The 19,676-nt window shown below is 72.5% G+C and carries 17 protein-coding genes; 9 read left to right on the forward strand and 8 right to left on the reverse strand.

The window, feature by feature from the left end; translation table 11 throughout:
- Nucleotide 1 precedes the first annotated feature (1 nt).
- Nucleotides 2-1,027, forward strand: a complete 1,026-nt coding sequence (locus ACIHIX_RS13390; RefSeq protein WP_399954192.1) for a LacI family DNA-binding transcriptional regulator — start codon at nt 2-4, stop codon at nt 1,025-1,027.
- Between the two features lie 11 nt (nt 1,028-1,038).
- Here the strand turns inward: ACIHIX_RS13390 and ACIHIX_RS13395 are convergent, their stop codons facing one another.
- Nucleotides 1,039-1,386: a cupin domain-containing protein gene (locus ACIHIX_RS13395; protein ID WP_399954195.1), complete on the reverse strand. Its 348-nt coding sequence runs from the start codon at nt 1,384-1,386 to the stop codon at nt 1,039-1,041.
- 158 nt (nt 1,387-1,544) lie between these two features.
- On the opposite strand from ACIHIX_RS13395, the gene ACIHIX_RS13400 reads away from it, so the two are divergent.
- The 3 genes from ACIHIX_RS13400 to ACIHIX_RS13410 all read left to right on the forward strand — a co-directional run bounded on the left by ACIHIX_RS13400 (nt 1,545) and on the right by ACIHIX_RS13410 (nt 4,050).
- On the forward strand, nt 1,545-2,060 hold the full coding sequence (locus ACIHIX_RS13400; protein ID WP_399954198.1) for a hypothetical protein: 516 nt from the start codon (nt 1,545-1,547) through the stop codon (nt 2,058-2,060).
- A 65-nt stretch (nt 2,061-2,125) separates the two neighbouring features.
- Complete coding sequence (locus ACIHIX_RS13405; RefSeq protein WP_399954201.1) at nt 2,126-2,977, forward strand: intradiol ring-cleavage dioxygenase; 852 nt, start codon at nt 2,126-2,128, stop codon at nt 2,975-2,977.
- 35 nt (nt 2,978-3,012) lie between these two features.
- Entirely contained in the window at nt 3,013-4,050 is a 1,038-nt protein-coding gene (locus ACIHIX_RS13410) for a maleylacetate reductase (RefSeq protein WP_399955578.1), read from the forward strand.
- A 66-nt stretch (nt 4,051-4,116) separates the two neighbouring features.
- Here ACIHIX_RS13410 and ACIHIX_RS13415 read toward each other — a convergent pair whose 3' ends face one another.
- Entirely contained in the window at nt 4,117-5,595 is a 1,479-nt protein-coding gene (locus tag ACIHIX_RS13415; protein WP_399954204.1) for an MFS transporter, read from the reverse strand.
- 146 nt (nt 5,596-5,741) lie between these two features.
- The gene (locus tag ACIHIX_RS13420) at nt 5,742-6,947 is read right to left on the reverse strand and encodes an MFS transporter (protein WP_399954206.1); all 1,206 of its coding nucleotides are present in this window, start codon (nt 6,945-6,947) and stop codon (nt 5,742-5,744) included.
- A 256-nt stretch (nt 6,948-7,203) separates the two neighbouring features.
- Here ACIHIX_RS13420 and ACIHIX_RS13425 point away from each other — a divergent pair, with 256 nt between their 5' ends.
- Nucleotides 7,204-8,016 (forward strand): class I SAM-dependent methyltransferase, encoded by an 813-nt coding sequence (locus tag ACIHIX_RS13425; protein WP_399955581.1) that lies wholly within the window; start codon nt 7,204-7,206, stop codon nt 8,014-8,016.
- Nucleotides 8,017-8,685: 669 nt separating this feature from the next.
- Here ACIHIX_RS13425 and ACIHIX_RS13430 read toward each other — a convergent pair.
- From ACIHIX_RS13430 to ACIHIX_RS13450, 5 genes are all read right to left on the reverse strand, one after another.
- Entirely contained in the window at nt 8,686-9,693 is a 1,008-nt protein-coding gene (locus tag ACIHIX_RS13430) for a DUF4232 domain-containing protein (RefSeq protein WP_399954209.1), read from the reverse strand.
- A gap of 93 nt (nt 9,694-9,786) precedes the next feature.
- Nucleotides 9,787-10,950, reverse strand: a complete 1,164-nt coding sequence (locus ACIHIX_RS13435) for an oxygenase MpaB family protein (protein ID WP_399954212.1) — start codon at nt 10,948-10,950, stop codon at nt 9,787-9,789.
- Nucleotides 10,951-11,002: 52 nt separating this feature from the next.
- Complete coding sequence (locus tag ACIHIX_RS13440) at nt 11,003-12,055, reverse strand: polyprenyl synthetase family protein (RefSeq protein ID WP_399954215.1); 1,053 nt, start codon at nt 12,053-12,055, stop codon at nt 11,003-11,005.
- Nucleotides 12,048-12,326: a polyprenyl synthetase gene (locus ACIHIX_RS13445; protein WP_399954218.1), complete on the reverse strand. Its 279-nt coding sequence runs from the start codon at nt 12,324-12,326 to the stop codon at nt 12,048-12,050. The genes ACIHIX_RS13440 and ACIHIX_RS13445 overlap by 8 nt, the downstream gene beginning before the upstream one ends.
- 761 nt (nt 12,327-13,087) lie before the next feature.
- A complete protein-coding gene (locus ACIHIX_RS13450) occupies nt 13,088-14,848 on the reverse strand; it encodes a sigma-54-dependent Fis family transcriptional regulator (RefSeq protein WP_399954221.1) in 1,761 nt (586 codons plus the stop codon).
- A 137-nt stretch (nt 14,849-14,985) separates the two neighbouring features.
- Here ACIHIX_RS13450 and ACIHIX_RS13455 point away from each other — a divergent pair, with 137 nt between their 5' ends.
- The 4 genes from ACIHIX_RS13455 to ACIHIX_RS13470 all read left to right on the forward strand — a co-directional run bounded on the left by ACIHIX_RS13455 (nt 14,986) and on the right by ACIHIX_RS13470 (nt 19,675).
- On the forward strand, nt 14,986-16,752 hold the full coding sequence (locus ACIHIX_RS13455; RefSeq protein WP_399954224.1) for an FAD-dependent oxidoreductase: 1,767 nt from the start codon (nt 14,986-14,988) through the stop codon (nt 16,750-16,752).
- Complete coding sequence (locus tag ACIHIX_RS13460) at nt 16,745-17,605, forward strand: dioxygenase (protein WP_399954226.1); 861 nt, start codon at nt 16,745-16,747, stop codon at nt 17,603-17,605. The genes ACIHIX_RS13455 and ACIHIX_RS13460 overlap by 8 nt, the downstream gene beginning before the upstream one ends.
- Nucleotides 17,602-18,660: a maleylacetate reductase gene (locus tag ACIHIX_RS13465; protein ID WP_399954229.1), complete on the forward strand. Its 1,059-nt coding sequence runs from the start codon at nt 17,602-17,604 to the stop codon at nt 18,658-18,660. Before ACIHIX_RS13460 ends, ACIHIX_RS13465 begins: the two co-directional genes overlap by 4 nt.
- A gap of 103 nt (nt 18,661-18,763) precedes the next feature.
- Nucleotides 18,764-19,675, forward strand: a complete 912-nt coding sequence (locus tag ACIHIX_RS13470; RefSeq protein ID WP_399954232.1) for a YceI family protein — start codon at nt 18,764-18,766, stop codon at nt 19,673-19,675.
- Nucleotide 19,676 lies beyond the last annotated feature (1 nt).

Raw genomic sequence — 19,676 nt, forward strand, 5'->3', positions numbered from 1 at the left:
CATGGGTCACCCCTTCCCGATCCGGGAAATCGCACGTCAGGCAGGGCTCAGTGAGGCCACCGTGGACCGGGTGCTGAACGGCAGGGGCGGCGTCCGGGAGAGCACCGAGCGCGAGGTCCGGCAGGCCATCGCCGACCTCGACCGGCAGCGCACGCAGGTCCGGCTCGTCGGCCGGACCTTCATGATCGACATAGTGATGCAGACGCCCGAGCGGTTCAGCACCGCCGTCCGGGCCGCGCTGGAGGCGGAACTGCCCGCCCTGCATCCGGCGGTCGTACGCTCCCGCTTCCACTTCCGGGAGACCGGCCCGGTCGAGGAGCAGGTCCGCACCCTGGACCGGATAGCCCGGCGCGGCTCCCAGGGCGTGATCCTCAAGGCGCCGGACGTCCCCGAGGTCACGGCGGCCGTCGGACGCCTGGTCGCCGCCGGCATCCCGGTCGTCACACTGGTCACCGACCTGCCCACCAGCGCCCGCCTCGGCTACGTCGGCATCGACAACCGGGCGGCCGGGGCGACGGCGGCGTATCTGATGGGCCAGTGGCTGGGGGACCGGCCCGGCAATGTCCTCACCAGCCTCAGCAGCGGGTTCTTCCGCAACGAGGAGGAGCGCGAGATGGGCTTCCGCAGCGCCATGCGGGCCCACCACCCGGATCGCACGCTGGTCGAGATCGCCGAGGGCCAGGGCCTGGACGCCACCCAGTACGACCTCGTACGCGCCGCCCTCGCCCGCGACCCGGACATCCGCGCCGTCTACTCCATCGGGGGCGGCAACTTCGCGACCCTGCGCGCCTTCGAGGACCTGGGGCGCGCCTGCGCGGTCTTCGTCGCCCACGACCTGGACCACGACAACACCCGGCTGCTGAGCGAGCACCGCCTCTCCGCGGTCCTCCACCACGATCTGCGCCAGGACCTGCGGGAGGCCTGCCACCTCGTCATGCGGGCGCACGGCGCGCTGCCCCCGGCGGGGCCGACGCTGCCGTCCGCGATCCAGGTCGTGACCCCGTACAACATGCCCAGCCGGGACTGACGGCGTACGCCTCAGCCGAGATTGACGGCGTACGCCTTGCGCAGCGTCTCGTGGACGGTCCACGTCGTACGGTCGCCCGCGCGCAGCACCGCCAGGTCGCCGGGCCCGACCTCCAGCGTCGGCCCGCCTTCCACCTCGACGGTGGCCGATCCGCTGACCACCACGAACAGCTCGTCCGCCTCGGTGTCGGTGACGACGCCCGGTGTGATCTGCCAGATGCCCCGGATCTGCTTGCCGTCCGCCGACTCCCAGACCACCTTCCCGGTCACCTCGGGCGTCCCGGACACGATCTGCGCCGGGTCGAGGGGCTCGGGTTCGAGCTCGGCGTCGGGGATGTGGACCACGAAACCGTGGCTCATTGAACTCAGGGAACTCAGGGAACTCAGGGAACTCATGGGGTGACCCTAGCCACCGTGCGCGTCCCTCCGCCGTGGACAGGGTGTGGGGTATCGGCCCAGGTGGGAGGACACTTCGTCGCGACTGGCGGCCCGACGTGATGCGCGTGATCGTGGGAGGCATGGCACAGGCCGCGGCTCCGGCCGCCGAAGCACCGCAGGCGCACGACACGCGCGAGGCCGTCCTGTTCGGCGGCGTCTACGGCGCGGTCCTGGCCTGTTCGATGGTCGCCGCGCTCACCCAGTACGGCCACACCTCCCAGGACAGCCGCCGCTACGACGCCCTGTGGCTCCTGGTCACGGCCCTCGCCTCCGCCCTCGCGCACGGCTACGCCCACTACATCGCCGAACGCACCCCGCACCGGCGCGGCGACGCCGTGCGCACGCTCGTCAACGAGTGGCCCCTGATCGCGGCCGTCCTGCCCACCGTCGCGGTGCTGGCGGGCGCGGGGTGGGGCTGGTGGCCGGCGAAGGGGGTGGAGTACCCGGCGTTCGCGCTGAACATCACCCTGCTGTTCGGCCTCGGGCTGGGCACCGCACGCTGGGCGCACCGGTCGTGGGCCACCGCCCTGCTGACCGGCGCGGTGGACGCGCTGCTGGGCGTGGGTGTGGTGGTGGCCAACGCCGTCATCAAGTGACCGCGGGGCAGGGAGCCGGAAGTGACGGAGCGTAGGGTCGGGGCCGGCCGGGGAAGGGAGCCCACATGACCACCGACGTCACCGACGAGGCGATCCAGAGCCTGCACGCCGCCGCCGACCCCCGTCTGCGCGACCTGCTCACCGCCCTCGTCCGGCACCTGCACGACTTCGCCCGCGAGACCCGGCTGACGCAACAGGAGTGGGAGGCGGCGATCCGCTTCCTCACGGCGACAGGACAGACCTGCACGGACACCCGGCAGGAGTTCATCCTCCTGTCGGACGTGCTCGGCCTGTCGATGCTGCTGGAGACACTGCACGGCCGGCACACCCCCGACGCCACCGAGTCGACCGTCCTCGGCCCCTTCCACATGACGAAGTCCCCGGCCCGCCCGCTCGGCGCGAACATCGACCTCGTCGGGGCGGGCGAGCCCTGCCTGGTCAGCGGTCGTGTCCTGGCCGCGGACGGCACCCCGCTGCCCGGCGCGACCCTCGACGTCTGGCAGGCAGACGGCAACGGCTTCTACGACGTCCAGCAGCCGGACGTCCAGCCGCCGGGCAACGGGCGCGGCCTGTTCACCACGGACAGCGAGGGCCGCTTCCGGTTCCGCACCTGCGTGCCGAGCTCGTACCCGATCCCCACGGACGGCCCGGTGGGCGACCTGCTGCGCGCCACCGGCAGGCACCCCTACCGCCCCGCCCACATCCACTTCATCGCCGCGGCCCCGGACCACACCCCGGTCACCACGCACATCTTCGTCGCGGGCGACAAGTACCTGGACTCGGACGCGGTGTTCGCCGTCAAGCAGAGCCTCGTCCGCGACTTCACCCCGACCGACGACCCGTCCCTGGCCGAGGAGTCGGGCCTGCCGAACCCGTTCCGGCACGCGCACATCGACCTCGTACTGGAGCGCGCGTGAACCACTTGACGGCCTTCACCCACGAAACGCCGCCCATGCGGGTCGTCTTCCGTCCCGGCGCCGCGACGACGGCGACCGCGGGGGAGGCCGAACGGCTGGGCCTGCGGCGGCTGCTGGTGGTTTCCGGCACGCATGGCGCCGAGGTCGCCCAGGCGGTCGCCGACTCCCTCGGCCAGGCCTGCGCGGGCCTGCACACCGGGGCCAGGATGCACGTCCCCGTCGAAGTCGCCGACCGGGCCGTGGAGGTGGCCCGGGCGGCGGACGCGGACGGCTGCGTGGCGGTCGGCGGCGGCTCGGCGATCGGGCTCGGCAAGGCGATCGCGCTGCGCACCGGACTGCCGCTGATCGCCGTGCCCTCCACCTACTCCGGTTCCGAGGCGACCCCGGTGTGGGGCCTGACCGAACACGGCGCCAAACGCACCGGCCGCGACCCGTCCGTCCTGCCCCGCAGCATCGTCTACGACCCCGAGCTCACCCTTTCCCTCCCTGTCCCGCTCTCCGTCACCAGTGGCGTCAACGCGATCGCCCACGCCGTCGAGGCCCTGTACGCCCCCGACACCTCGCCCCTGATCGCGCTGACCGCGCAGGAGGGCGTACGGGCCATGGCGGGCGCGTTGCCCCGGCTGGCCGCCGATCCCCGGGACCTGGACGCCCGCGGCCGTGCCCTCTGCGGCGCCTGGCTCTGCGGTTCCTGTCTGGGCGCCACCACGATGGGCCTGCACCACAAGCTGTGCCATGTCCTCGGCGGCACCTTCGGTCTGCCCCACGCCGAGACCCACACCGTGGTCCTGCCGTACGCCCTCGCGTACAACGCCCCCGCGGCACCGGAGGCGGCGGCGGCCGTCGCCCGCGCCCTGGGGGCGACCGAGGCCCCGACCGCCCTGTGGCGGCTGGCCGGGGACCTGGGCGCACCCCGTTCCCTCGCCGAACTCGGTCTGAAGGAGACCGACTTGGCGGTCGCGGCCGCTCAGGCGGCGGGGCAGGCGTATGCCAACCCCAGGGAGGTCACGGAGGACGGGGTGCTGGCGCTGCTGCGGGCGGCGTACGAGGGCGGGCCGCCGAGGCAGTCGTAGGCGTGGACGTCGTAGGGCACGAGTGAGCCCCCGGAGCGGCGGGCTCCGGGGGCTCACTCGATCGTGTCAGGCCTTCGCGCCGGCGACCTCCGCGGGCTGGGCCGGGCTGTCCGCGCCCACGGCCGTCGCGGGCCGCTTCTTCGGGATGAAGGAGGCGAGGAAGAAGGCGAGGACCGCCGCTCCGGCGCCGATGGCCATGACGAGCTTGAAGCCGTTCTCCGACGGGAGGGCGTGGCCGCCGAAGTCGGTGGTCAGCTGGGCGAGGAGCACCCCGGTGAGGGCGCTGGCGAAGGACGTGCCGAGCGACCGCATCAGGGTGTTGAGGCTGTTGGCCGCACCGCTCTGGGAGGGGGCGACGGCACCCATGATCAGGGCGGGCAGGGCGCCGTAGGTGAAGCCGATGCCGGCGCCGATGACACAGGACACCAGGACCATGTGCCAGAGCTCGCTCATGAGCAGGATGTTCAGGCCGTAGCCGGAGGCGACGATCAGCGTGCCGACCATCAGCGTGATCTTCGGGCCCTTGGCCGCGGTGAGCTTCGCGGACAGAGCCGACATGATCATCATCACGAAGCCCTGCGGGGCCAGTACCAGGCCGACGGTGAGCATGGACTCGCCGAGTCCGTAGCCGGTCTCCTTCGGCAGCTGCATCAGCTGCGGCAGGACCAGGGACGTGGCGAACATCGAGAAGCCGAGGGCGATCGAGGCGAGGTTGGTGAACAGGACCTGGGCCTTGGCCGTGGTGCGCAGGTCGACCAGCGGCTCCTTGGCCCGCAGCTCCCACCAGCCCCAGCTCAGCAGGACGATCACGGAGGCGGCGGCGAGACCCAGGGTCGTCGCGGAGGTCCAGCCCCAGTCGCCGCCCTTGGACACGGCGAGGAGCAGGGTGACCAGACCGGCCGACAGGCCGAGCGAGCCGACGAGGTCGAAGCGCCCGCCGGCGCGGCTGCCGGCCTCCGGGACGAAGAACAGGACGAGGAGCAGGGAGGCGACGCCGAGACCGGCGGCGATCCAGAACAGGACGTGCCAGTCCCAGTTGTCGGCGATGAACGCGGCGGCCGGCAGACCGATCGCGCCGCCGACACCGAGCGAGGCGCTCATCACCGCCGTGGAACCGGCGAGCTTCTCGGCGGGAACCGTGTCCCGCAGGATGCTGATGCCGAGCGGCACCACCGCCGCGGACAGGCCCTGGAGCACCCGGCCGATGATCATCGGTACGAGGGAGTCGGAGAGCGCGCAGACCAGGGAGCCGGCGATCAGCAGTCCGATGCTGGTCAGCAGCATCCGCCGCTTGCCGAACATGTCGCCGAGCTTGCCGACCGTGGGGGTGGCGACGGCCGCGGCCAGGAGCGTCGCGGTGACGGCCCAGGCGGCGTCGGACGCGGGGGCGTCCAGGAAGGTCGGCAGCTCGGGCACGATCGGGATGATCAGTGTCTGCATGAGCGAGACGACGATTCCGGCCATGGCCAGTACCGCCACCACGGCACTCGACCTCGGCGGGGAGGACGTCCCCGCCGAGGCGGGAGGGGCAAGGGCGTCGGACATGGCAGGCCTCCACGAAGAGCGGTGTTGCTTGAGTTACTCAACCATAATTGCATTGCTTGACTTAAGCAAGTGCATGCGGATCGTGACGGGCGATGGGTCGGCCGGGCTGATGGGGTGCGCGCGGGCTCTGCCTGGGGGCGGTGGGATCAGCGCTCTGCCGCGCCCCGGGTGACGAACGCGATCGCGGCCGCCGTCGCGGCCAGCGCGGCCACGCTGGTGAGAGCGGCGGGCAGGGAGAACCAGTCGGCCATGAACCCGATGGCGGGCGGGCCGAGGAGCATGCCGCCGTAGCCGAGGGTGGAGGCGATGGCGACACCGTCGGGTCCGGCGAGGGTGCCGGCGCGCTCGATGGCGACGGGGAAGAGGTTGGCGAGCCCGAGCCCGGTGATCACGAAGCCGAGCAGGGCGACCCACAGGGCGGGAGCGAGGGCGCCGAGAAGCATGCCGAGGGCGGCGGTCGTCCCGCCGGTGACCAGGGTGCGGGTCTGGCCGAGCCGTTCGAGCAGGCGTGTGCCGGTCAGGCGGCCGACCGTCATGGCGAGCGCGAAGCAGGAGTAACCGGCGGCGGCCACGCCCGGCGTGGTGTCCAGGTCCTGTTCGAGGTGCAGTGCGCTCCAGTCGGCGAGTGCGCCCTCGCCGTAGGCGGTGCACAGGGCGATGAGGCCGAAGGTGATGACGAGGGCGAGGGTGCGCTCTCTCGGTCGTCCGGGTCGTCCGGTTCGCTCGGGTCGCTCGGGCTGACCGGGTCGGGCCGTCGTCCGTGCCGCGCTGTCCGGCGGTATCGGTGGGGGGATGCGCAGGAGGGTGCGGCCGGTCGGCAGGGTGACGAGCAGTCCGAACAGGGCGAGGCCGACCAGGTGTTGCGTGGCGGACAGCGCTCCGGCCAGCAGCGCGCCGAGGCCGGCGCCGGTCATGCCGCCGAGGCTGAAGGCGGCGTGGAAGCTGGGCATGATCGGGCGTCGCAGGGTGCGCACCAGATCGACGGCGGCGCTGTTGAAGGCGACGTTGATGCCGCCGTACGCGCTGCCGAAGATCAGCAGTACGGCGCCCAGGGTGAGCGCCGAGTGGGTGAGTGGGGGGAGGGTGACGCTGAGGCAGAGCAGGATGGCGCAGACGACGGTGACCTGGTGGTTGCCGTAGCGGCGGCAGAGTCGGCCGGTGAGCGTCATCGTGACGACGGCGCCGGCGGAGACGCCGAGGAGGGCGAGGCCGAGGGTGGTGGCGGAGGCGTTCGTCTGTTCCTTGATCGCGGGGATGCGGACGACCCAGCCGGCGAAGAGGAAGCCGTCGAGCGCGAAGAAGACGGTGAGGGCGACGCGGAGACGGGTGAGGTCGGTACGGGTGTCGGGCACGGCGGTGTGCTGACGGGGTTTGTTTATTGGCGGCACAAAATCAGGGTAGGGGTGCGCTCGGTTGTGGGCAAGGGTGTTCGGGTGAGCGGGGTGCGGGGTCGTATGGGGAAGAGAGGCGGCGCTGCATGGGGGCGGTAGTGCTGTACGGGCGGTTCGGTGGTGCTGGGTGGGTGGGACGCCCGGCGGGCCGCTTCTTGTATCGGCCATCTAGGCTGGCTCGGTGACTGATGCGCGGGAGTGGGTGCGGCCGTCGGGGGTGTGGGCCACTGCGGTGGGGGTGGCCAGGGTGCGGGCGTTGGAGTCCGAGCGGGAGGATGCGTTGTTCCGTGACCCGCTGGCGCGGGCGTTCGCCGCCGCGGGTGGCCTGTGGCCCTCCTCTCCGCCGCCCGGTGATGAGGCGGCGCGACGTCGTCGGCTGGCCGTGTCGTTCTCCATCGTCATCAGGACGAGGTTCCTCGACGACCTGTTGCGGCAGGCCGTCGCGTCCGGGGTCCGGCAGGTCGTGCTGCTCGGCGCCGGTATGGACAGCCGGGCCTTCCGGATGGAATGGCCGCAGGACACGCGGCTGTTCGAGGTCGACACCGCCGCCCCGCTGGATTTCAAGGCAACGGTGCTGCGCCAGGAGCGGGCCGTCGCGCGGTGCGAGCGGATCCCGGTCGCGGTGGATCTGCGGGAGGACTGGCCGGGTGCGCTGGCCGCCGCGGGGCACGATCCGGCGGCGCCGACCGTGTGGATCGCCGAAGGGTTGCTGATCTATCTGCCCGAGGACGCGGTGGACCTACTGCTGGCCCGGATCAGCGCGCGGTCGGCGGTGGGCAGTCGGATGGGGCTGACTCTGGGCTCGCGGGGCGTGATCGAACGCTTCGGCGTGGACGCCGCGCCGGGATCGGCGGCGTCGCTGTGGGTCTCGGAGATGCCGGACGATCCGGTGGCCTGGCTGGCCGGGCACGGGTGGAAGGCCGACAGCCACACCGTGCGCGAGCGCGCCGCCGCCTATGGTCGTCCGGTCAGCAGCGCGCCGCGGCGGGACGAGGGGCCTGGTGGGCTGATCTCGGCGGTCCGTCGGTAGGGCGAGGTTCGACGGTCGCGGTGTGCCGGGCGGGGCAGTCGGTTGGGTCGAGCGGGCTTGGAGGGCCGCCGTGTGCCGGGTCCGCCGAGAGCGTCGGCTTCACCGTCACCGTGGCTTGGTGGTCTGTTGGTTGGGTTGGCTTTGCCGTCGTGCGTGGCTTGGTGGTCTGTCGGTTGGGTTGGCTTTGCCGTCGTGCGTGGCTTGGTGGTCTGTCGGTTGGGTTGGCTTTGCCGTCGTGCGTGGCTTGGTGGTCCGTCGGTTGGGTCGGCTTTGCCGTCGTGCGTGGCTTGGTGGTCCGTCGGTTGGGTCGGCTTCGCCATCGTGCGTGGCTTGGTGGTCTGGCCGTTGGGCTGGCTTCGTCGTCACCGTTGCTTGGTGGTCTGTCGGTTGGGTTGGCTTCGCCATCGCCCGTGGCTCGGAGGTCTGCCCCTACGCCCGGCTTCGCTGGCGAGGTGTCTTGGGCGGGCGGGCTGTTGGTAGGCCGGGGGTCGCGGGCTCCGTGTGTCGGGAGTCCGTCGGCGGAGCCGCTTCGCTGCCACCCGCGCCTCGGCGGTCCGCCGTGGCGCGGGGCTCGTCGTCGGGGCCATGTGTCCTCCCGGAGTTGCGGCGGCTCGGCTGGGTGGGTGCGTGGCCTGCGGGGATGGTGCGTGCGGCGGTGGTCGGGTGGCGTCACGGGCGGGTGGTGGAGGGGGTCGGAGGGCGATACGTCTCGTCCTTGCGCCAGTGGCCTACGCCGAGCTTGCCGGTCGTGCCGAGGTCGAGTTCCGGGACGACCATCACGGGGGTGGCTCCGGGCCTCGCCCAGACGCGGAGATACGGCGCGTTCACCGGTTCTCCCGCCTGGGTGGTGTTGCGCCAGGCCAGTCCGGCCACCGCGGCCTCACCCGGTTGGAGGACGACCCGTCGCGGGCTCTCGTTCTCCTCGATGCCGGTGCCGATCTGATCGGTGCCCTGGAGGATCCGTACGCCGCTCACGGTGTCGTGGTCCTCGTCCTGGATCTCGAGCTCGGGGTAGCCGTCGAGCGTGTAGGGCCGGGTGCCGCAGTTGACCAGGTGCAGGCCGACGACGCGCAGCCCCATCGCCGCGTCGCCCTGGTCCGCGTAGAGATGCGTGCCCGACTTCGGGCAGGTGCCCCCGGCGGACGATGCCTCGGCCGCGGGGACGCTGCGCAGCTTCGTCACCTGAACGCCCGTCACCTCGGGTGCGTTCCCGACCGACTGCCCCATGACGACGGTGCCCTTGACGGTACGGCCCGGCGCGACCGCCTCTACGGTCTGCTCCCCGTTGTCGACCGCGCCGCCGGACGCCGCGAGGAACCCGAGGGTGAGCGTGTAAGTGGCGGTTTCCTTCTGCTGGTTGGTCAGCTCGAAGTCCGCGCTGTAGTCGACCCCCGTGCAGCCGCTCTCGGGGCCCCAGGCGTACAGCGCGGTGATTTTGACACCGTCCTCGTCCGTGGCGCCGACGGAGGGCAGGGGCAGTTCGGTCGGCCTGCCGGAGGGGCGGGCGGAGGGCGCCGGGGACGGTCGGCTGCCGTACCGCGCCTCGTCCGACGGGCACAGTGCCTCGGCCCGGACCTGGCCGTCGCCGCCACCCGGTGAGGCGCCCTGGGTGCCACAGGCGGCGAGCAGCAGGGTCGCCACGAGGACGGCGGGAGCGGTGCGGTGGGGGATCGGCATCCGCCCACCTCACCAGGGGCCCGGCCCAGGGGCTGTGGCGGAACCCACACCTCCGGTCACAGCGGTGTCACAGATGACGCCGTGGCCCAGGGGTCACGAGACCGTGGCCGCCGGTGGCGTCCAGCGGCGGGTCCGGCGGACCGTGTCGGAGACGCCGTAGTCCTTCTTCAGATGGTCGGGGATGGCGTAGTGCATGACGCGCCCTCGGGTGAGGGACGACAGTTCGAGGACGGTGGTGAGGTGGCCCAGACGGTCCAGGGCCCAGGCTCCGAGCGGGGAGCGGTCCTCGATGGTCTCCAGTACGCCGAGCAGGTGGGGTACGGCCTTGACCACGGTGTCCCACGGGGTGCGCGGCACGTCGAGCCAGTCGGCGCAGGTGTCGCCGACGAGATGGCGGATCAGGGCGGAGACGATCGGGTCGAAGAAGGTGCCGGGCACGATCTCCTCGTACAGATCGATGAGTTGGCGGGTCAGGTGGGCGCCCTCGGTGGACGGCCCCATGTGGCGGATCATGTACAGGTCGAGGAACTGGCGGGCCGCGTCGAGGGTCTTGGGGACCGCGTCCTGGTCGACGCCCAGCATGGCTCCCACGACCCGCCAGGCGTAGTAATACGCCTCCGCGCCCTCCTGCGACATGTGGATGCCGAGGCGGTGCAGGCTGTCCAGTACGAGCAGCGAGAAGAACATCTGCCCGCCGATCATGTCCTCCTGGCAGATCGGCACCCCTAGCGCAGCGGTGTCCCAGCGGTTCTCGCGCGTGAGGTGATGGCGGATGGAGGCGTGCAGGAGACGTACCTTCTGGGCGGCCGGGATGAAGCGGCTGCCCGCCTCGAAGGCGTCGGGCTGCATCAGGTGGACGGTGAACTGGCCGGTCTCCGCCATCCGTTTGGCCGGGTACTTCAGTCCGTGGGTGGCCGACAGCAGCTTCGCCACGTGCGGGACGACGTAACAGGCGGGCATCGAGGCGAAGGACAGCGCGGTGGAGATGTGCACGTTGTTGTCGATGAAGAACAGCCGGGCCTTCTCCATCTCCGCCCAGTCCACCCAGGCCGGCGGGACACGGGTGGCTTCCAGGTACTCCCGTGCCACCTCGGGCAGTCCGTCCGGAAGGGGCGCGCCGGCCGTGGAGACGTAGCGCATCAGGGAGTTGAACGTGCCCACCTGACCGCGCTCGAAGAGCGTGGCGACGGTGGCGTCGGCGAGTTCGTCACCGGCCTGCCGCAGGAGGTCCAGTGATGCCTCGGTGGGGGACGTCATGGCGGGGCTCCTCGTCTTTTGCGGGGTCGCGCGTGGAGGGTTCGGGGGCGGTTCAGGACGGGCGGTCCGTCGCCGAACGCGCCAGCGCGGTCAGGGCGTTGGCCGCGGGCACGGGCAGTGTCAGCTCGTCCAGCGCGCCGAGCGCCTCCTCGACCCGGGCGCCGATCATGTCCTCGACGCGGTCGGGTGTCCTCAGGGCGCGCATCACCCCGCGGACGGTGTCCAGGGCGTCCTCGTCGAGGGCGGGCCGGCCCAGCAGGGCGCTCAGCCGCTCCCGGTCGTCGGCCCCGGCCAGCCGCCACGTCTCCGCGAGCAGGGCTGTGGGCCGATGGCCCGCCACGTCGTCCGCGTTGGCCTTGCCGGTGTGCGACGGGTCCCCGAACAGACCGAGCAGATCGTCCCGGAGCTGGAACGCCTCGCCCAGCGGCAGTCCGTACGACGAGTAGCCCTCGCGCAGCCGAGAGCCTGCCCCGGCCAGCGCGCCGCCGATCAACAGGGGCTGCTCGACCGTGTACTTGGCGGTCTTGTAACGGATCACCTTCAACGACGCGGCGGTGTCCGGGCCGGTCCCGGTCCGGAGGATCTCCAGACACTCGCCCGCGATCAGCTCGCGGGCCATCACCGACCACAGCGGGCGGGCCCGGGCCAGGTACGCGGCCGGCAGACCGCTGGTGGCGAACAGCTCCCCGGCCAGCGTCATCAGCAGATCGCCGACCAGCATCGCCAGCGACCTCGCCGCAGCCGTGCCGCCCGGGCGGTGCCGTACGGCCTCGCACAGGGCGACCTGCGCCGTGGGGCGTCCGTGGCGCAGCGGACTGTCGTCGATGAGGTCGTCGTGCACGATCGCGGCGGCGTGCACCAGCTCCATCGACGCCGCCGCCCGTACCAGCGCGTCGTTGTCCGGCTGCCCGACCGCGCGCCAGCCCCAGTAACAGAAGGCCGCGCGCAGTCGTTTGCCGTGCGTGACCGACTCCTCCAGCTGTTCCGCGACGGGGGAGAGCAGAGGATCGATCGCGGCGAAACGGTCGGCCTCCTCGGCGACGAACCGGCCGAGCACCTCGTCCACACGGACCTTGAACGCGGCCGGTTCCCACCGGTCAGTCATCGACGGCGCTCCTGCGCGCCAGCGCGTGCCGGGCGAGGATCTCCAGATGTGCGGGTGGCACGGCCGCATACCGGTCCAGGGCGAGGCGGCCCCGTGCGACGAGGTCCTGCTCGGCCTGCGCCGCGAGCTCCGTGGCGTCCGAGCGGCGCAACAGTCCCCGCACCGTGCCCACGGCCGACCCCAGTGTGCTCACCGCGAGGTCGGCCAACCCGGCCGCCAGCAGGAGCGCCTGCGCGTCCAGGCCTTCGCGGCGGCCCGCTTCTTGTGCCATCTCGTCCCCACCCGCAGCACGTCAGGCGGCGCCGGTCATGCGCCGTCCCTCCGAGCATCGCCGCACCGCCGGTGCCGGTTCCGGAGAACTCACGATCGGGTGATCATCTCGCTCGACCGTACGGATCATCGCCGCGGACCACCGACAGAAGCCGCGACTCACCCGCAAAGGCCGCGGCCCGTCCGCTGTGGCCGCGGCTCACTGCGGAAGCCGCAGCCCTCCCGACGTAGCCTCGACCTGCCCGCCGAGGGGTGTACCCGTCCGCTGTGGTCGCGGCTCGTCCGTCGAGGGGTGTACCCGTCCGCTGTGGTCGCGGCCTGTCCGCCGAAGGGCGCAACCGATCCGCCGTGGTCGCAACCCGCTCGCTGTGGCTGCGGCTCACTGCGGAAGCCGCACCCCGTCCGCTGTGGTCGCGGCCCGTCCGTCGAAGGGCGTAACCGACCTGCTGTCGTCGCACCCCGCCCGCCGTGGTCGCAACCCGCTCGCTGTGGCTGCGGCTCACTGCGGAAGCCGCACCCCGCCCTCTGTGGTCGCGGCCTGTCCGCCGAAGGGCGCAACCGATCCGCCGTAGCCGCACCCCGCTCGCTGTGGCCGCGGCTCACTGCGGAAGCCGCACCCCGCCCTCTGTGGTCGCGGCCCGTCCGCCGAAGGGCGCAACCGACCCGACGTAGCCGCACCCCTCTCGCCCACGCCGCACCCCGCCCGACGTAGCCGCACCCCTCGCGCCCACGCCGGGCCCTGATGCAGCGGGCGGCGATCGGTCAGCCGTGATACCCCCGCAGCTTTCGGTACAGCGTCGCGCGGGCGATGCCCAGGGACGCCGCCGCGCGGGCCTTGTTGCCGCCGTGGAGGCGAAGGGCGTCCAGGATGGCGGACCGTTCGGCGCGTTCCATGGGGGTGAGCGGCCGGGGCGCGGGGCCCTCGCGCACGGGGTCGGGGAGTTCGGTCCGGCGGACCGGGCCGGTCGTGCGTCGGTGGTCCGCCAACGTACTTACGAGGTGGGCGAGTTCGGTGACGTTGCCGGGCCAGGGGTGTCGTTCCAGGGCGCGCAGTGCGTCCAGGGCCCAGGTCAGCGGAGGGCGGCCGGGTGTGGGGTCTGGGGCCAGGGCGGTGAGCAACTCCCGGATGTCCTCGGGGCGTTCGCGGAGGGCGGGCAGGGTGACCGAGCGGGCCGCGAGGGTGTCCAGGAGGCGTTGGAGGCAGGGCCCCGGTGGGGCTCCGGGGGTGTAGGTGACGAAGAGCGGGACGTGCGGGTGCGTGGCCAGGAGTGAGTTGAGGGTGGCCGTGTCGGGTGCGGCGAGTCGTTCGACGTGCCGGACGATGAGGGGGCGTCCGGTGCGCAACGCGTCGCTACGGGTGCCGAGTTCTGTCTCCGCCGCGTCCATGAGCAGCGGCCTGTCGACGAGTTCCCGGGCCAGCGCGCTCTTGCCGGTCCCGCGCTCGCCGATCAGCAGCAGGGGTTCGTCGGAAGCGGCCAGCTCCAGCGCTCGGCCGACCGCGTGCCGCCACGGCACCGAACTCCCGGCCAGGCCCACCTCACGCCTTCTCGGCGTGGCCACGACCGGATGCCCCGACGACTCCAGCACCGCGACCGCGCCGACGACGGAGCCCAGGTGAATGACGGGGGTGAGGCGCGCGGTCCCGCCTGTGCCGTCCGGGAGGGTGAGGGCCGGCGGGCCGGTGACGGCTCCGTCGCCCCCGTCTGTCCCACGCTCCGGCCGCGCGGCCTCCCGCATCAGCGCGACCGCCCTCCGCTCCAGTTCCTCCAGCCCCTCCGGCGACAGCAGACGCCCGGCCGCCTCGCTCACGAGCCGGTTGCGGCCGTCGAGGGCGACGACCGGGCGCCCCTGCTCACCCGCCGTACGCAAGTACGCGTCCAGCAGCACGCGTTCGGCGGTCCGGGAGCGGGCCAGCAGCTCGGTCTCGACGGCGGTCGCCACGGCCTCGGCGAGCGGAGCGGCGGGATGCGGCCCGCACCCGGCCCCGGTGACGCATCCGGCGCACAGCCCCGAGGTCACCGTCACCGTGCCGAGCGGCTGGCCGGTCTCCGGCGCCCGCACCGGCACGCTGACCGCCGAGACGTCCTGCCATCGGTCGAGGTAGTGCTCTGGCCCGTGCACCTCGGCCCGTCGGCGCGTATGCAGCGCGAGGGCCGCGCTGTTGTGGCCGACCCGCTCCTCGGAGAGGTCCCGGCAGAGGTGGTCCGGCGCGAACCCGGTCGCCCACAGCACCCGCAGCCGGGCGTCGGTGAGCACCAGGGACGCCTCCGCCGTGACGAGCGACTCGGTGATCCGGTCGAGCACCGGGCGGGCCGCGGCGAGCAGGGCGGACTCGGTGGCCGCGGGCCCGGGCGTGTCCGGGACGGGGGGAGGGACGTCGTGTCGTACGCCGAGGAACCGGGCACGCTTCCACGCGGCGAGGACGTCGTCCGGCACCCCGTCCGGCGGTTGCCGGCCGCGCAGGAACAGCTCGCGGGCGCGGCGCAGCGACGTGAGGGCGGTGGGGCGCTCTGCGGTGGTCATGGCGACACCCACCCTACGGGGAACGGTTGAACGCGAAACAACCACCCGTCTGTCTCATATTGAGTCACCCGTGTTCCGGCCGCTCCCTTCATGATCTTGAAGAGCCGGTGCCTGTTCTCATTCCCTGGAGCGTCCCCGTGTCCCGCGTCCCCACCGCCGAGCCCGATGTCGTGACCGACGTACTCATCGTCGGCAGCGGCCCCGCGGGCGCCTCCGCCGCGCTCGCCCTCAGCACCTACGGCGTACCCAACATCGTCGTCACCAGGTACGCGAGCCTCGCCGACACGCCCCGCGCACACATCACCAACCAGCGCACCATGGAAGTGCTGCGCGACCTCGGCGTCGAGGACGAGGTCGTCGCGAAGGCGACCCCGCAGCACCTGATGGGCAACACGACGTTCTGCACCAGCCTGGCCGGCGACGAGCTGGGCCGGATCCGCTCCTGGGGCAACGACCCCCTCGTCCAGGCCGCTCACGAACTCGCCAGCCCCACCCGCATGTGCGACCTGCCCCAGCACCTCATGGAACCGGTGCTCATGGACGCGGCCGTCGCACGCGGCACGAGGCTGCGCTTCTCCACCGTCTACCAGTCCTTCGTCCAGGACGACGACGGCGTGACCGTGACCGTCGAGGACCGGCTGCGCGGCGACGCGTACACCATCCGCGCCAAGTACCTCATCGGCGCCGACGGCGGCCGCAGCCAGGTCGCCGAGGACGCCGGGCTGCCCATGGGCGGCCAGATGGGCGTGGCCGGCAGCATCAACATCGTCTTCGACGCGGACCTGAGCAAGTACACCGCCCACCGCCCCTCCACCCTCTACTGGGTGCTCGCCCCCGGCGCCACCGTCGGCGGCATCGGCGCGGGCCTGGTGCGCTGCGTCCGGCCCTGGAACGAGTGGCTGATCGTGTGGGGGTACGACGTCAGTGCCGGCGCCCCCGACCTGACCACCGAGTACGCCGAGTCGATCGTCCGCCAACTCGTCGGCGACGACGACATCCCGGTGACCGTCAAGTCGTCCTCGGCCTGGACCGTCAACGAGATGTACGCCGAGACCTACTCCAACGGGCGCGTCTTCTGCGCCGGCGACGCCACCCACCGGCACCCGCCGTCCAACGGCCTCGGCTCCAACACCTCCGTCCAGGACTCCTACAACCTGGCCTGGAAGCTCAAGCTCGTCCTCGACGGCACCGCCGCGCCGTCACTGCTCGACACCTACACCGCCGAACGCGCGCCGATCGGCCGCCAGATCGTCACCCGCGCCAACAAGTCCATCGGCGAGACCGCCCCGATCTTCGAGGCGCTCGACGGCCTCTCCCCGCAGACCCCCGAACAGCTGTGGGCCAACATCGCCGCCCGCAAGGACACGGGGGAGGCGGCGGAGAAGCAGCGTGCCAGGCTCCGGGAGGCCATCGCCTTCAAGGCCTACGAGTTCAACGCCCACGGCGTCGACCTCAACCAGCGCTACACCTCCGCCGCCATCGTCCCCGACGGCACCGACGACCCCGGATTCGACCGCGACCCCGAGCTGTACCACCAGCCCTCCTCCCGCCCCGGTGCCAAGCTCCCGCACGCCTGGATCACCTCCGGCACCCGCACGCTCTCCACCCTCGACACCGTCGGACAGGGCCGCTTCACCCTTCTCACCGGGATCGGCGGCACCGCGTGGGTGCGCGCGGCCAGCGCCCAGGAGCTGGAGATCGCCACCGTCGTCATCGGTCCGGGGCAGGAGTACGAGGACCCGTACGGCGACTGGGCGCGGCTGAGCGAGGTGGCCGACGCGGGCGCGCTCCTCGTACGTCCCGACGGTCATGTCGCGTTCCGGCACGCGACGGCGCCGGACTCCGCGGCGGACGCCGAGCGCAGGCTCACCGAGGCGGTTCGGAGGATTCTCGGACATGCCTGACGCCACCCGGAACCTCACGGAAGCCGTCGTCGACAGCCTCGGCACCACGACCGACCCCCGCCTGCGCGAGCTGCTCACCGCCCTCACCCGCCACCTCCACGCCTTCGCCCGCGAGACGGGGCTCACGACGGCGGAGTGGGAGCGGGCGATCGCCTTCCTCACGGCGACCGGGCAGCACTGCACCGACACCCGGCAGGAGTTCGTCCTCCTCTCGGACGTGCTCGGCCTCTCGATGCTCGTCGAGACGATCGGCGGCGACTCCGGCGGCCCCGCCACCGACTCGACCGTGCTCGGCCCCTTCCACATGACGCGGTCGCCGGTCCGTGCCCTCGGTGCCGACCTCGACCTGGTCGAGGGCGGCGAGCCGTGCGTGGTCAGCGGGCGCGTGCGGTCCACCGACGGCACACCCCTGCCCGGCGCCGTGCTCGACGTGTGGCAGGCGAACGCCGAGGGGTTCTACGACGTCCAGCAGCCGGACGTGCAGCCGCCGGGCAACGGGCGGGGGCTGTTCACGACCGACGCGCAGGGCCGGTTCTGGTTCCGCACCTGTGTGCCGAGCCCGTACCCGATCCCCACCGACGGCCCGGTGGGCGACCTGCTGCACGCCACCGGCAGGCACCCCTACCGTCCCGCACACATCCACTTCATCGCCTCGGCCGACGGACACACCCCGGTCACCACGCACATCTTCGTGGCGGGCGGTGAACACCTCGACTCCGACGCCGTGTTCGCCGTCAAGGAGAGCCTCGTCCAGGAGTTCGCGGAGACCGACGACCCGTCCCTGGCCCGGGAGTTCGGCATCCCGAACCCTTTCCGGCACGCGCGCTTCGACCTCGTGCTCCGGCCGTCATGAGGGAGTTCACCCACGAGGCCCGGCCCATGCGCGTCGTCCTGCGCGCCGGTGCCGCCGTCACCGCGGTCCCCGACGAGGTCGAACGGCTGGGACTGCGCCGGGTGTTGGTGGTGAGCGGGCCGCGGGGCGCCGCCACGGCGCGCGCGGTGGCGGACGCGCTCGGAGACGCCTGCGCCGGAGTCCACTCCGAGGCCAGGATGCACGTGCCGGCCGAGGTCGCGGACCGGGCCGTCGAGGTGGTCCACGCGGCGGACGCCGACGGCTGTGTGGCCGTCGGGGGAGGCTCCGCGATCGGCCTCGGCAAGGTGATCGCGCTGCGCACCGGACTGCCCCTGACAGCGGTCCCGTCCACTTACTCCGGCTCCGAGATGACGCCCGTCTGGGGCCTGACCGAGGACGGCGTCAAACGCACCGGACGCGACCCGTCGGTCCTGCCGCGCAGTGTCGTCTACGATCCCGAGCTCACCCTCTCCCTGCCGGTCGCCCACACCGTGACCAGCGGCGTCAACGCGATGGCGCACGCGGCCGAGGCCCTGTACGCACCGGACGCCTCGCCGCTGGTGACCCTGACCGCCGAGGAGGGCGTACGGGCGATGGCGCACGCCCTGCCCGAACTCGCCACGTCTCCAGCGGACTTGGCGGCACGTGCCCGTGCCCTGTACGGCGCCTGGCTCTGCGGTGCCGCGCTCGGCGCGACCACCATGGGTCTGCACCACAAGCTCTGCCATGTCCTCGGCGGCACCTTCGGCCTGCCGCACGCCGAGACCCACACCGTGCTCCTGCCGTACGTCCTCGCCCACAACGCCCCCGCGGCGCCCACGGCGATGGCCTCCCTCGGCCGGGCCCTGGACACCGACGACGCCCCACGCGCCCTGCGTGAGCTCGCCGTCGGCCTCGGCGCACCCCGCACACTGGCCGAACTCGGCCTGGCGAGAGCCGACTTGGCGGTGGCCGCCCGGGCGGCGACCGAACAGGCGTACCCCAATCCGCGGAAGGTCACCGCGGAGGGCGTGCTCGACCTGCTCAGAGCCGCGTACGACGGCGTCCGGCCCTGACCCGCACGCGACCCGCTCCGTCTCCGGCGGCCGGCGGCCCGCATGCCCCCAATGCCCCCCGCCCCCCAACCCCCTTGTGAACCCCCACTGAAAGGTGAGACCCATGCCCCTCGGACTGCTCCGGCGGCGCTTCAGGAATGCCCCCGGAGGCGCCGCGGGCCACACGCTTCCCGTTCCGGCCGGTGCCGGTGCCGTCGTCCGTGAGGTCCTCGACCCGGTGAGCCAGCCGCTGGGCGGCGCCGAGGTGACGGTGACCGAACTCCGCGGCCACCAGGTCGTGGCACGCGGCACCACGGACCCCTACGGTCTGTTCCTTGCCGTGCTGCCGCCCGCGAGCTACAGCCTGATGATCGTGGCGGAGGGGCTGGAACCGCACCGTGAGACCGTCGAGATCGTCGCCGACGCGGGACTGTCCTCGGAGCGGGTCTGGCTCCAGCCCGCCCGGCAGGCCGAACTCCCGGTCCCCGGCACCTGGCTCTTCGACCCGCCGCACACCGCGATCCGCTTCATCGCCAAACATGTCGGCATGGCCCATGTGCACGGCCGCTTCGAACGCTTCGAGGGCGGTATCCAGGTCGCCCAGGAGGTCGCCGACTCCCGCGTCCACGTCCGCATCGACGCCTCCAGCATCACCACCGGCAACAACACCCGCGACGCGCACCTGCGTTCGGCGGACTTCCTCGACGTCGAGCACTTCCCCTACATCGACTTCCGGAGCACCCGCTTCGCCTACCGGGGCGGCAGCAAGTGGTCGCTGCTGGGCACCCTGACCATGCACGGCGTGAGCCGCTCGGTGTCGCTGGACACCACGTACCTGGGCATGGTCAACGGCGGCTACGGCGAGGAACTGCGCTGCGCCGCCCTCGCGAAGGCGGAGCTGCACCGCGAGGACTACACCTTGAACTGGCGTTCGATGCTGGCCCGTGGCATCGCGGTCGTCGGTCCCACCGTCCAGCTGGAGTTGGACGTCCAGGCGATGTACCGCACCCACGACACACCGACCCCGCCGGAGTAGC

Origin of the sequence: Streptomyces sp. NPDC051913 (assembly GCF_044593635.1) — a bacterium.
Classification (GTDB): domain Bacteria; phylum Actinomycetota; class Actinomycetes; order Streptomycetales; family Streptomycetaceae; genus Streptomyces.

Bases quoted from the DNA above. Each gene is read 5' to 3' on its own strand.
- ACIHIX_RS13390 (WP_399954192.1), top strand. From the start codon at position 2: ATGGGTCACCCCTTCCCGATCCGGGAAATCGCACGTCAGGCAGGGCTC.
- ACIHIX_RS13395 (WP_399954195.1), bottom strand. From the start codon at position 1,386: ATGAGCCACGGTTTCGTGGTCCACATCCCCGACGCCGAGCTCGAACCC.
- ACIHIX_RS13400 (WP_399954198.1), top strand. From the start codon at position 1,545: ATGGCACAGGCCGCGGCTCCGGCCGCCGAAGCACCGCAGGCGCACGAC.
- ACIHIX_RS13405 (WP_399954201.1), top strand. From the start codon at position 2,126: ATGACCACCGACGTCACCGACGAGGCGATCCAGAGCCTGCACGCCGCC.
- ACIHIX_RS13410 (WP_399955578.1), top strand. From the start codon at position 3,013: ATGCGGGTCGTCTTCCGTCCCGGCGCCGCGACGACGGCGACCGCGGGG.
- ACIHIX_RS13415 (WP_399954204.1), bottom strand. From the start codon at position 5,595: ATGTCCGACGCCCTTGCCCCTCCCGCCTCGGCGGGGACGTCCTCCCCG.
- ACIHIX_RS13430 (WP_399954209.1), bottom strand. From the start codon at position 9,693: ATGCCGATCCCCCACCGCACCGCTCCCGCCGTCCTCGTGGCGACCCTG.
- ACIHIX_RS13435 (WP_399954212.1), bottom strand. From the start codon at position 10,950: ATGACGTCCCCCACCGAGGCATCACTGGACCTCCTGCGGCAGGCCGGT.
- ACIHIX_RS13440 (WP_399954215.1), bottom strand. From the start codon at position 12,055: ATGACTGACCGGTGGGAACCGGCCGCGTTCAAGGTCCGTGTGGACGAG.
- ACIHIX_RS13445 (WP_399954218.1), bottom strand. From the start codon at position 12,326: ATGGCACAAGAAGCGGGCCGCCGCGAAGGCCTGGACGCGCAGGCGCTC.
- ACIHIX_RS13450 (WP_399954221.1), bottom strand. From the start codon at position 14,848: ATGACCACCGCAGAGCGCCCCACCGCCCTCACGTCGCTGCGCCGCGCC.
- ACIHIX_RS13460 (WP_399954226.1), top strand. From the start codon at position 16,745: ATGCCTGACGCCACCCGGAACCTCACGGAAGCCGTCGTCGACAGCCTC.
- ACIHIX_RS13465 (WP_399954229.1), top strand. From the start codon at position 17,602: ATGAGGGAGTTCACCCACGAGGCCCGGCCCATGCGCGTCGTCCTGCGC.
- ACIHIX_RS13470 (WP_399954232.1), top strand. From the start codon at position 18,764: ATGCCCCTCGGACTGCTCCGGCGGCGCTTCAGGAATGCCCCCGGAGGC.